The organism is Mycobacterium sp., assembly GCF_049683935.1.
Classification (GTDB): domain Bacteria; phylum Actinomycetota; class Actinomycetes; order Mycobacteriales; family Mycobacteriaceae; genus Mycobacterium.
The window spans coordinates 1-12,242 of sequence record NZ_JBAUJR010000259.1 but is presented as its reverse complement, the minus strand read 5'-3'; the positions used below and the strand labels follow the sequence as shown (position 1 = coordinate 12,242).

The 12,242-nt window shown below is 66.7% G+C and carries 10 protein-coding genes and 1 pseudogene; 7 read left to right on the top strand and 4 right to left on the bottom strand.

Annotation, left to right across the window (positions count from 1 at the left end):
• The 4 genes from WA965_RS15100 to WA965_RS15085 all read right to left on the bottom strand — a co-directional run.
• Positions 1-1,041: DUF222 domain-containing protein (locus WA965_RS15100; RefSeq protein WP_526447722.1), on the bottom strand; the 1,041-nt coding region annotated here is incomplete at its 3' end.
• A 63-nt stretch (positions 1,042-1,104) separates the two neighbouring features.
• A complete protein-coding gene (locus WA965_RS15095) occupies positions 1,105-1,890 on the bottom strand; it encodes an adenylate/guanylate cyclase domain-containing protein (protein ID WP_526296500.1) in 786 nt (261 codons plus the stop codon).
• A gap of 3 nt (positions 1,891-1,893) precedes the next feature.
• A complete protein-coding gene (locus tag WA965_RS15090) occupies positions 1,894-4,815 on the bottom strand; it encodes an aminotransferase (RefSeq protein ID WP_526296502.1) in 2,922 nt (973 codons plus the stop codon).
• Positions 4,812-5,684 carry an alpha/beta fold hydrolase gene (locus WA965_RS15085; protein ID WP_526296504.1) on the bottom strand — a complete coding sequence of 291 codons (873 nt, stop codon included), beginning with the start codon at positions 5,682-5,684 and terminating at the stop codon, positions 4,812-4,814. The genes WA965_RS15090 and WA965_RS15085 overlap by 4 nt, the downstream gene beginning before the upstream one ends.
• Before the next feature lie 102 nt (positions 5,685-5,786).
• Here WA965_RS15085 and WA965_RS15080 point away from each other — a divergent pair, with 102 nt between their 5' ends.
• From WA965_RS15080 to WA965_RS15050, 7 genes and pseudogenes are all read left to right on the top strand, one after another.
• On the top strand, positions 5,787-6,392 hold the full coding sequence (locus WA965_RS15080) for a TetR/AcrR family transcriptional regulator (RefSeq protein ID WP_526296506.1): 606 nt from the start codon (positions 5,787-5,789) through the stop codon (positions 6,390-6,392).
• A gap of 110 nt (positions 6,393-6,502) precedes the next feature.
• A pseudogene (locus tag WA965_RS15075) lies at positions 6,503-6,742 on the top strand (VOC family protein); the annotation flags it as partial.
• A gap of 217 nt (positions 6,743-6,959) precedes the next feature.
• Positions 6,960-7,727, top strand: a complete 768-nt coding sequence (locus WA965_RS15070) for an MlaE family ABC transporter permease (protein ID WP_178358054.1) — start codon at positions 6,960-6,962, stop codon at positions 7,725-7,727.
• Positions 7,724-8,578 carry an MlaE family ABC transporter permease gene (locus WA965_RS15065; RefSeq protein WP_526296508.1) on the top strand — a complete coding sequence of 285 codons (855 nt, stop codon included), beginning with the start codon at positions 7,724-7,726 and terminating at the stop codon, positions 8,576-8,578. Before WA965_RS15070 ends, WA965_RS15065 begins: the two co-directional genes overlap by 4 nt.
• Before the next feature lie 3 nt (positions 8,579-8,581).
• Positions 8,582-10,072, top strand: a complete 1,491-nt coding sequence (locus WA965_RS15060) for an MCE family protein (protein ID WP_526447720.1) — start codon at positions 8,582-8,584, stop codon at positions 10,070-10,072.
• Positions 10,073-10,105: 33 nt separating this feature from the next.
• A complete protein-coding gene (locus WA965_RS15055; RefSeq protein ID WP_178358051.1) occupies positions 10,106-11,137 on the top strand; it encodes a virulence factor Mce family protein in 1,032 nt (343 codons plus the stop codon).
• On the top strand, positions 11,134-12,242 hold a 1,109-nt coding region (locus tag WA965_RS15050; protein ID WP_526447718.1), incomplete at its 3' end, for an MCE family protein. The genes WA965_RS15055 and WA965_RS15050, both read left to right, overlap by 4 nt.

Below are 12,242 nucleotides of genomic sequence, written 5' to 3'. Positions count from 1 at the left end.
GTGCCGCACGTGGTGGGCGTGCAACCCGCGGGTCGCCCCGCACCCGGGGACCACACAGCAGCGATCGCGGTGTTCCAGCGCCCGGCGCAACCGACGGTTGACTGTGCGGGTGGCCCGCCCGGCGCCGATCACCTGGCCGTGGCGTTGGAACCAGACTTCGCAGGTCGCATCGCAGAGCAGGAATCGGCGGTCCTCCGCGGAGAGCAGCGGCCCCAGGTGCAGGGCGGCGACGTGGGAGTCGGCGTCGACGTGGATCACCGCGGTGGTGCGCTGCCCGTGCGGGCGGCGCGCGACCTCGGTGTCCCAACCGGCCTCGATGAGACTCATGAACGCATCGATGGTGCTCGGAAACGGTGGCGCCTGATCTGACGCAGGTTCGCCACGGTCTTCACCGGATCCGTGAGCGTGTTTCCAGTCGGCGACCAACCCGTCGAGGTGCGAGGCCAGGGCGGCGTCGACGGTGGCCGCTTCGGCGTGGGGGAGCCGGATCCGGTAGGTGGTGTGGGTGTGGTCGCTGGTTTTGCTGATCGTGCGTTCGGGTCCGGGCGGTGGCTGCGGTTCGGGTTCACCATCGAATTCAGAATCGGCTTCGGGTTGCGGTGAGGGGTCGGGTTCGGGTCGGGGTTCGGCCTTGGTCGCGATCCGCAACTGGGAGACCGTGGCGCTCTCGGTCAGCACCGCGTAGTGGTCATCGGAGCCGTCGGCGGCGCGTTCGGCGATGACACCGACCTGATCGAGGGAGAACCGGCCCTCACGCAGCGCGTCGAGGCAGCGCGGGAAGGTCTCGACCCGTTCGGCGCCGGTGTCCAGGGTCTCGGCGTTGTGCGGGGAGGTGCCCAGTTTCCAGGCCGCCAGCGCAGCGACTGTTTTGGCGCCGGTGGTCGCCCACAGCCCGTCGCGGTCGATCTCGGCGACGATATCGACGATGCGCCCGTCGATCGCATTCCGTTGCCCGGCCAGCTCGGAGAGTTCCTCGAACAGCACCTCCAGCCGCGCCCCCCGGGGCGGGCTCGGGATGAAACACGGTGCAGCCGAGGACATGACACCATCATCACAGACAGGTCCGACACGTCCGATCTGCTGGCAGCACAGGCACGACCGAGGCTAGAGCGCCACCGCATACAGGGTCTGAGTCCCGGCGAAGCCCTTGAGCTCGGCGTCCCGACCGTCGTCGAAGCCGATGTCTGCGAGGTCCCCGCAGCCGTCGAGTACCGCTTCGCTGACCAGGATCTCGCCGCCGTCGGCTTCTGCGGCAACCCGGGCCGCCATGGCGACGTTACGGCCGAACAGGTCGTCACCACGAAGCACCGACTTGCCGACGTGGATACCGATCCGCACCCGAATGCCGTTGCGGTCCTTTCGCAGTGAACGCTGGATGTCGACCGCACACCGGACTGCCTGCTCGGGCTTGGCGAACGCCACCATGAATCCGTCGCCCTGGCTCTTCACGACGTAGCCGTCGTGTTCGTCGACGTGTCGGCGCACCGATTTGTCGTGCTTGCCGATCAGCCTGACCCAGGCTCGATCGCCGATGCGTTCGTTGAGCGCAGTGGACTCCTCGATGTCGGAGAACATGATCGCCACTCGGCCGCCGGGTGCCAGCCTCGCCAGGTCGGGCCGCTCCACCTCAGCCCAGTCGGCGAGTTCCTCGATCGAGGACCGCACGGCCGCGCCGAAGCCGTCTCTGCGCAGGATGCCTGCGGTCTCCCACACGGTCTTGACGGCCTTGGTGCCTCCGGAAAGCAGCAGTTGGCGGGTATCAACACGGCGACGCAGCTCTTCTGCCTCCTGCTGCGCCGCCTTCAAGCGCAGCGCTAGTACCACCAGCGCGATGGTCTCGCCGATGACAACCACCGCCAGTGCGTACGCCGCGAACTGCAGTCCTGTCACCGACTACCAGCCTTCGGTGAGCACTCGGTCCAGCGTGTCGACATAGAAGTCGGCCGCCTCGGTGTCGATGCACAGTGGCGGTTTGGTCTTCAGGATGTTCACGTGGTCGCCGGTGGGCTGGATGATCACGCCGAGATCGAGCATTCGATCGCAGATCGCCGAGGTTTCCTCGGATGCGGGCTCCAATGTGGTGGTGTCCCTGATCATCTCGACCCCCAGATAGAGGCCGAAGCCGTGCACCGTACCGATGATGGGGTGCTTGTCCCGCAGCTGCAGAAGCCTGGTCTTGAGGTGGCCGCCGACCCGCAGTGCGTTGTCCTGCAACCGCTCGTCACGCAGTACGTCCAGGACGGTCATTCCGATCGCACAGGACAGCGGGCTCCCGCCGGTCGACGAGAAGAAATAGCCCTGCGAGGCGAAGGCGTCGGCGACTGCGCGACTGGTGATCACCGCCCCCAGCGGATATCCGTTGCCCGTCGACTTGGCGACCGACACGATGTCGGGCACCGCCTGCTGTTGCTGGAATCCCCAGAACCACTCACCGAGGCGCCCATAACCCACCTGCACCTCGTCGGAGATCGCCAGGCCCCCGCCGGCGCGGACGGCTGCATAAACCTGCTGCAGGTAGCCGTCGGGCAGCGCCATACCGCCGGCGTTGCCGTACACGCTCTCGCAGATGAACGCCGCGGGCGCCCGGCCCGCCGCGCGCAGAGCCTCGATCTCGGCAACCGCCTCCCCGGCGTACCGGGACGCGTCGGTGCCGCGGTACTTCCCCCGGAAACTGTTCGGCGACTCGACCGTGTGCACCCAATCTGGCCGGGTGGCAAGCGCATTCGGGTTGTCGGCGATCGACGTCGACACCGCGTCGGTGCCGTAGGTCCACCCGTGATAGGCCTCGCGGACAGCGACCACGTCACGCCGTCCGGTCGCGGCCGTCGCCAGTCGAAGCGCCAGATCGCTCGCCTCCGAACCGGAATTGACCAGGAAGACGGTGTCCAAGGGTTCAGGAAGCAGAGCGGCCAGGCGTTCACTGAACTCGACCACCGCCGAGTAGTTGAAACGTGAGTTGGTGTTGAGACGTCGAAGCTGCCGGGCTGCGGTGGCGGCAATCCGGGGATGAGCATGACCGAGCACGGTGACGTTGTTGACCATGTCGAGGTAGCTGCGGCCGGCGGTCGACATCAGGAAATGGCGGCGGCCCCGCTCGAACTGGGGTGGGGTGCGGTAGTAGAACTCCTGCACCGGCGCGAAGCTCGCGTCGCGGCGCGACAGCAGGTCGGACACCTCGACCGTCTCGGCGGGTGGGAGTCCGAGGAGAGGGCGGGGATCGCGGACGCAGGCCAGCCAGCCTGGCGCCAGGTCAGACGGGACGAACGGCGGTACCCCAGGTGAGCCGAGGGTGTGCACGTGAAGCTCGACGGGGGTATTCGCATCCGCCCGCGCCAGGCGCTGCCCGGCGCGGACGCTGCCGTCGGCGGCATCTGTCACCCCAGTGACCGACAACTCGAGATCCTTGCTGCGCAGCGTGATTCGGCCGGTGCCGTCCTCGCTCACCTCCCCGTCCCACGGAGCGGCGAGGGTGGTGTCGGCCGCCAGCCACACGCTGATCCCGGTGGCGACGACGTCGGGGACGTCCTGGCTCAGACGCGGGGCCCGAGTGAGCCGTGCCTCCCCGAATCGGGTGACGGCGAGCGTGGCGCCGTTGCGCAGTGCGACGCGGGCCGCGTCGGCCTCCACCTCGGTCGACAGCACGGCGGCGGTGTCGTAGACCTCCGACGTGCTGGACAGGTCCAGGGTGGCCACTGTCGCCGAGTCGACGGCGATGAGCGGTGCCTGCACCGTCACTGCGACCGGTGGCGCTGACAGTCCCAGGTCGGCCTTGATCACCGAACTCATCACCTCGATCGGAATCGACGTGGCTGCGTCGAACATCCGATACTCGGCCTCGGTCTGCTCGGTGATGTACTCGTTGTCGGGATCCAGGGTGGCCTGCTGGGCCCCGCTGACGATCAGCACAGCGGTCCGCAACACCAGAAGTGGCCACAAGGCGTCCGCCTCGGCCATCGCCAATGGCCGGACGGCGTGGAAGGCCCGGATCGCGGGCAGCACCGAAGTCGGTTCATTTCCAACGTGTCCCAGAACCGACGAAGCCGTGATCGCCAATTCGGACACCGCCCAGGTGTGCGACAGATCGCCGAAGTCGATGATCCCGTCCGGGTGCGGTCCCCCGCGGTCCCGGGACACCACCACGTTGTCGTCGGTCAGGTCGATGTGTGCGGCCTGCAGGGGCAGCGCGCCGTCGAGTGTGGAGATTCGTGACCACGCTTCGTGTGTCGCGGTCTGCAGTCGCGAGCGCAGCGTGGGGTCGCCGACGAAGGAGCTGAGTTCGTCGACAACGTCCTTGCCGAAGCGCAAGTCCCACTGCAGGATTCGATCCATCCCCGGATGGGTGAAGTCTCTCAGTGCCTGACTCACCCTGCCCGCGACGTCCCCGAGGCCCGCTACAGCGGCCGGACCGAGGTAGCCCGACTCCGAGAGCGTGCCGCCGGGGAGGTATCGCAGTAGCCGGACGTAGGCCGTTCCGTCGACCAGACCGTCGATGGCCGTGCACTTCTCGCCGACGGTGTTGGCCAACGGCACTGCGACCCGCAAGCCCGGGTCGGCATCGGCGATCAGTTGTGCGGCGTCGTCCTGGGCCTGCAGTTCGGTCGCGCTGAACGCGGGGTTGGCGATCTTGAGCACCGCGATGGCCGAGCCGTGCGCGTCGCTGACGATGAAGTTCTTGTCCTGTTGGCTGCCCAGCGATGTCGCCCGAGCAGTCAGCCCGTAGTGGGAGGACAGGATTTCCTGTGCCTGCTGCTCGTTCACCCGGGGAGCGGGCAGTTCGGTCTGCTCGAAGAAGTTGAAGCCCGCGCAAGCTCTCATCGCAACACGAATCGGACGACCACATCCGAGAACGCGTCGTTGTCGTCGCCGGCGGCGGTGTGTCCCGCCCCGGACAATTCGGCGAACTCGGCGTTGGGGACCTTTTCCAGGAAGTCCGCGACCGCCTCCTCGCTGACCACGTCGGAGAGCTTGCCGCGAATCAGCAGAATCGGGATGGTCAACTCGATCGCCGCCTGCTCGAGCAACTCGACCCGCACGAACGGATCCTCCTGTGGCTTGGTGAGGAACGCCGGATCCCAGTGCCAGTACCACCGGCCGTTGCGGTGCCTCAGGTTCTTCTTCAATCCCTCGGGGCTGCGCGGCTTCGGCCGGTGCGGCAGGTACGCGGCGACCGCCTCGGCCGCGTCCTCCAGTGTTTCGAACCCGTGGACGTGGCTGAACATGAAGTCGCGGATGCGCGCGCTGCCGTCCTTTTCGTAACGCGGCACCACGTCGACGAGAATCAGTCGCGTCACGCTGTCGGGCCCGGCTTCGTGTGCGGCGAGGATGCCGGTCAGTCCACCCATGCTCGCGCCGATGAGAACCACCGGGCGGCCGATCTGCTCGAGGACCCGCCGAGTGTCCGCGCACAACGCCTCCACGGTGTACTTCGCGTCCGGTGAGCGGTCACTGTCCCCGTGACCCCGACTGTCGAGCGCAACCACGTGCAGGCCGCGGGAGGCCAGGATCTGCCCGGTCTTCTTCCAGGAGAAGCGGTTCTGGCCACCGCCGTGCAACATCAGTACCGACGGGCGGGACCCGTCGAACCCCGCGGTCACGTCGGGGTTGTTCCACTCGTCGGCGATGAGTGTCAGGTCGTCAGAGCCACGAAACGTCGCGGTCGTCGGCTCGCTGCGGATTGTGCTCACAGGCGTCCTCTCGGCTGGCCCCAGGGATGTCACGTTACCCAGCGGGGCATTTCCGGCTGTCTCGGGTACCGGACGGCCACCGAGTCCCTAGTATTTACGCTCGTGCAGAACTGGTCCGATCCCGACGACGATCGTCGCAGGATCATCGAGGCCGCGCACCGCTGCCTTTCCGAGCCGCACTCCGGTCCGATCCCGGTGTCGGCCATCCTGCGCAGCGCCGAGGTCTCGACACGGGCGTTCTACCGTCACTTCAGTTCCAAAGACGAGTTGTTCCTGGCGCTGCTGCAGGAGGAATGCGAAAAGGTGGCCGCGCGGGTGGAGCGGATCTCCACAGCGGCCGTCGGCACCCCCGCCAACCAACTCGCGGCCTGGATCGGTGAGATGTTCGACCTGATGGTGGAACCCGAGCAGCAGGCGCACCTGAGCGTGGTCGACTCCGAAGAGGTGCGAATGGCCAAGGGGTATCAGGAGACTCGTGACCGTGCGCGGTGCGACCGCGAGCGCTCCCTTGCCACGATCCTGCGCCGGGGTCGCGACGACGGCTCGTTCCCGATCACCGATCCGGATTGTGACGCCGAGGCGATCGGTGCCGTGGTCAGCCGGGCGCTGAACAACGAGACCCCCGACGACCTCCAGCACCTCAAGCAGACACAGGCCAAGGTGCTGGACTTTGCGCTGCGGGCGGTCGGTGCGGTCGCTCCCGTCTGATTTTCCGACTCGGCGGTCGGGAGGGTCGACCGCTACACCGACGACACCGACGCCGGGCCGGGAACCCCCGGAGGGATCGTGTCGGCGGCGTTCGTCCTCGACGGGTAGCGGTCGACGGAGGTCAGGAATCGCAGTGCGGTCGGCTCGAGGACGGGTTCAGGCTGCGCTGGCAGATCGTCCCCGACCGGCTCGATGAACTGGCCGGCGACCCTGATCCCGCCCCCGCCGAGGCGGTGGCCAAGGCCATGTTCGGCATGCGAAAGAGCGTGATCGCGGACCTCGAGGCGGTGGTCGCAGGCCGGTGGCCGTTGCCCGCGAAGCGGCGCCGGTACCGTCGGCACCGGCCCTGAGCTGCCTGTTCGCCGGCCGGGGGTGCTGGACCCCGGACGCCGAGATCACCCCGGTGCGGTGCGGAAGTGGTCTCCTGTTGCCGCGTCAATTTTTGTTGATATACGGTTCCCCAGCGTCCTCACATGTGTAACGTCAGCCGAACTGACTGAGCGCAGGCTTCGTTGGAGGGGGCAGCGGCCGATGGCGGTGAGGTGTACACGAGGAAGGACCCGTTAGATGGTCGCTTCTAGCGTTGTCGCCAAACCCGTCCGGGCAGTCGGCGGATTCTTCTCGATGGCGCTCGATACGTTCGTGGCGATGTTCAGGCCGCCGTTCGCGTGGCGCGAGTTCATCTCCCAGTCCTGGTTCGTCGCACGGGTATCCATCCTGCCGACGTTGATGCTGACCATCCCGTACACGGTGCTGCTGACCTTCACGTTCAACATCCTGCTGCGGGAGTTCGGTGCGGCGGACTTCTCCGGAACCGGCGCGGCCCTGGGCACCGTGCGCCAGATCGGCCCGATCGTCACGGTGCTCGTGGTCGCGGGGGCAGGCGCCACGGCGATGTGTGCCGACCTGGGTGCGCGCACGATCCGCGAGGAACTCGATGCGCTGCGGGTGATGGGTATCAATCCCATTCAGGCTCTTGTCGTTCCGCGGGTGCTCGCGGCGATGCTGGTGTCGTTGGCCCTGTCGGCCACGGTCATTCTCGTCGGATTGGCCGGCGCCTACTTCTTCACCGTGTACATCCAGAACGTCTCCCCGGGCGCTTTCGCCTCCGGCCTGACGCTGATCATCGGCGCCACCGACGTCTTCATCGCACTGGTGAAGGCCGCGCTGTTCGGGCTTTCGGCCGGCCTCATCGCTTGCTACAAGGGTATTTCGGTGGGCGGCGGACCGGCCGGCGTCGGCAACGCGGTCAACGAGACCGTGGTATTCACCTTCATGGCGCTGTTCGCCATCAACATCGTTGCCACGGCGGTCGCGGTAAAGGTGACGATGTGACGGTTTCGCGGCCCCATTCTCAGTTCCCGTGGCTCAAAGCCCGGTTCCGGTCCGTGGCGGATCCATGGAACAGCGTGGGCGTTCAGGCCAAGTTCTACGGCCGGACGCTGCGGTCGATCCACGTGGCCATCACGCACTACCGCGTCGAACTACTCCGGCTGATCGCCCAGATGGGTTTGGGTGCAGGGGCGTTGATCGTCATCGGCGGCACGGTCGCGATCGTCGGATTCCTCACCGTGACCACCGGGGCGCTGGTGGCGGTGCAGGGCTACACCGACTTCGCTGAAATCGGCGTCGAGGCACTGACCGGCTTCGCCTCGGCGTTCTTCAACGTGCGTTTGATCGCGCCGGCGACGACGGCGGTGGCGCTGTCGGCGACCATCGGCGCGGGTGCCACCGCGCAACTCGGTGCGATGCGGATCAACGAGGAGATCGACGCGCTCGAGGTGATGGGTATCCGTAGCGTCGCCTACCTGGCCTCCACCAGGGTCATTGCCGGTCTGCTCGTGGTCATTCCGCTGTACTGCGTCGGCGTGCTCGCGTCGTTCTGGGCGGCACGATTCGGCACGACGGTCCTCTACGGACAGTCGAGCGGCGTCTACGACCACTACTTCCGAACGTTCCTGAATCCGGTCGATCTCTTCTGGTCACTGATCCAGTGCGTGGCGTTGGCAGTGGTGATCATGCTGGTGCACACCTACTACGGTTTCACGGCGCGCGGCGGGCCCGCGGGGGTCGGCGAGGCCGTCGGGCGTGCGGTGCGCACGTCGTTGATCGTGTCGGCCTTCGTGCTGGTGATGATCTCGCTTGCGGTGTACGGGCAATCCGGCAACTTCAACCTGGCGGGCTGAGGTATGGACGAAGAAGGTCTGCATCCCGGGTGGTGGACGCTCATCCTGGTGGCGGTGCTCGCCGTGGCTGTGTGGCTGACGTATGCACTGTTCACCGGGACGCTGAAATCCACGGTCCCCGTGACCTTGACCTCCGACCGGGCGGGCCTGGTCATGGAGACCAACGCGAAGGTCAAACTTCGCGGCGTGCAGGTGGGCCGGGTCTCCGGCATCGGCGTGACGGGGCAGGAGAACCCCCCGGTCGCGTTGCGCCTCGAGATCGACCCGGACAAGCTGGAATTCATCCCGTCCAACGTCGAGGCGCAGATCCGCGCGACCACGATCTTCGGCGCCAAGTTCGTTGATCTGGTGTTCCCCGACAACCCCACCGGCCGCCTCGAGGCGGGCCAGGTACTGCAGTCGCGGAACGTGACCACCGAGGTCAACACCGTGTTCCAGAACCTGGTCGCGGTGCTCGATCAGGTTGATGCCGCCAAGCTCAACAGCACCCTGTCGGCTCTGGCAGACGGCGTCCGCGGTCAGGGCGAGCGCATCGGCCAAGCCACCACCGATGCCAATGAGGTTCTGCTCGCTCTGAACCCGCGCAACGAAACCATCACATCCGACCTCCGGGCGCTGACGTCCTTCAACGAGACGTTCAGTTCGGCCGCGCAGGACATCCTGACGACGCTGGACGCGGCGAGCACAACCAGCACCACCGTGGTGAACCAGTCCCAGGAGCTGGATGCGTTGCTGCTGTCCACGATCGGGCTGTCCAACAGCGGTATCAGCCTGCTGGCGCCGAACCAGGCCAACCTGATCAAGGCCATCAACGTGCTGGAGCCGACGACGAACCTGCTCTACAAGTACAACCCGTCGTACACCTGCCTGCTGTTGGGCGCCAAGCACCTCCTCGACAACGGTGGTTACGAAAGCCCCGGCGGCAACGGCCGCTCGCTGGTGCTCGATGCCGGGTTGGCCCTGGGCGACGACCCCTACAACTATCCGCGGCATCTGCCGATCATCGGCGCCAAGGGTGGCCCGGGCGGCAAGCCCGGCTGTGGCTCGCTGCCCGACGTCTCGAAGAACTGGCCGGTACGCAATCTCGTCACCAACACCGGCTTCGGCAGCGGACTGGACTGGCGTCCCAACCCGGGCATCTCCTTCCCGATCTACGCCAACTATCTGCCGGTGACCCGTGCGGTCCCGGAGCCACCGAGCATCCGCAACCTGTTCGGCGGGCCTGCCATCGGACCGATCCCGTACCCCGGCGCCCCGGCCTATGGTGCGCAGCTGTACGCACCCGATGGCACGCCGCTGTGGCCGGGTCTGCCACCGGCGCCCCCGCCGGGGGTTCCGCGGGATCCGGGACCGACGCCGGGTAGCGAGCCGTTCGTGGTTCCGAATCCTGCGCAGCTGCAACCTACGGCCGTTCCCTGGCAACAGGTCCCGCCCCCGGTTCCGGCCTTGCCCGGACAGCCCGCACCTCTACCGCCCCACTACCCAGTGCCATGACCGGAACAGACCAACCATCATGAGAGGTAACCGATGACAGCGAATATCCGCGGAGACGCAGTGCGTCTCGGGGTGTTCCTGGCTGTGTGCCTGCTCGGTGTGTTCGCTCTGTTCGCGGTGTTCGGGCAGATGCGCTTCGGCGAGAAGTCCCATCAGTACCGCGCCGAGTTCGTGAACGTGACCGGGTTGGAGACCAACGATTTCGTCCGGATTGCCGGTGTCGAGGTCGGCAAGGTCACGAAGGTGGAGATCCAGCCGGACACCACCGCGCTGGTCGAGTTCTCCGCCGACGATTCGGTGGTTCTCACGCAGGGCAACCGAGCTGTCATCCGCTACGACGATCTGATCGGCGGCCGCTATCTGGCCCTGGAGGAAGGCGCGGGCGGGGTAGAGAGGCTCAATCCGGGGGACACCATTCCGCTGGCCCTCACCTCACCGGCACTGGACCTGGACGCCCTGATCGGTGGCTTCCGGCCTCTGTTCCAGGCGCTGGATCCCGAACAGATCAACGCGCTGTCCGGTCAGCTCATCACGGCTCTGCAGGGCCAGGGCGGCACCATCAACTCGTTCCTGGCGCAGACCGCCGCCCTGACGAGCACGCTGGCCGACCGCGACCAGTTGATCGGTGACGTCATCATCAACCTGAACACGGTGCTCGGGTCGCTGGGTGATCAGAGCGACCAGTTCGGCAAGGCGGTCGACTCACTCTCGGAACTGGTGGAGGGGCTGGAATCCCGGGGCGAGGAGATCAGCAGCGGGCTGGCCTACACCAACGCCGCGGCGGGCACCATCGCCGACCTGTTGTCCGAGGCCCGTCCGCCTCTGCAGAAGGTGGTCAACGAGACCGACCGAACCGCCGGGATCGTCGTCGCGGACGCCGACTACTTCGACAACCTCCTCAACACGCTGCCGGATGCCTACCAGGCGCTGGCGCGGCAGGGCATCTACGGTGACTTCTTCAGCTTCTACCTGTGCGACCTCGTGCTCAAGCTCAACGGCAAGGGCGGACAACCGGTGTATGTGAAGGTGGCCGGCCAGGACACCGGGAGGTGCGCACCGCGATGAAGCCCTTCAGTGAGCGCAACCAATTCGTGATCGGTGCCGTCGGACTCGGCGCCACCGCGGCGATCGTGCTCGGGGCGGTCAACTACGACCGCCTGCCGTTCGTCGAGCAGGGCCGCGAGTACACCGCCAACTTCGCCGAGGCCGGCGGCCTGACCACCGATGCGGCCGTACAGGTTTCGGGCTTCAAGGTCGGCCAGGTCAAGTCCATCGAGCTGGACGGACCCCAGGTGCTGGTGACGTTCACGGTCGACAAGGACATCCGGCTCGGCGACCGGACCGAGGCGGCGATCAAGACCAAGGGCCTGCTCGGGACCAAGATCCTGGAGGTCGTCGCGCGCGGTGACGGCCAACAGGACGGCACCATCCCGCTCGCCCGCACCACCTCGCCCTACCAACTCCCCGACGCCCTCGGTGATCTCGCGACCACGATCAGCGGCCTCAACACCGATCAGCTCTCCGATTCGCTCCGGGTGCTCTCGGCGACGTTCGCCGACACACCACCGCAGTTGAAGATCGCGGTGGAGGGGGTGGCGCGGTTCTCAGACACCCTCAACGAGCGCGACGCGGAACTGCGCGGCCTCCTCGAAAATGCGAACAAGGCCACCACCGTGCTGGCCGAACGCAGCGATCAGGTGGTCAGCCTCGTCTCCAACACCAATGCGCTGCTGGCCGAACTGCAGAGCCAGAGCGCGGCGCTGGATCAGATCTCCGGCAGCATCTCCGCTCTCAGCCAACAACTTCAAGGCTTCATCGGCGAGAACCGCGAAACGATGAAACCGGCGCTGGACAAGCTCAACGGGGTGCTGACGATCCTGGACAACCGCAAAGAACGCCTGCAGAAGTCGCTCAACCTGTTGAACCAGTACTCACTGTCGTTGGGCGAGTCGGTCTCTTCGGGTCCGTTCTTCAAGAACTACATCTCCAATCTGCTGCCGGGGCAGTTCCTTCAGCCGTTCATCGACGTGGCCTTCTCCGATCTGGGACTGGACCCGAACGTGCTGCTACCGTCCCAGCGCAGCGACCCGCAGGTCGGCCAGCCCGGCACGCCCGCGATGCCGGTGCCGTTCCCGAGGACCGGCCAGGGTGGCGAACCCCGGATGACGAT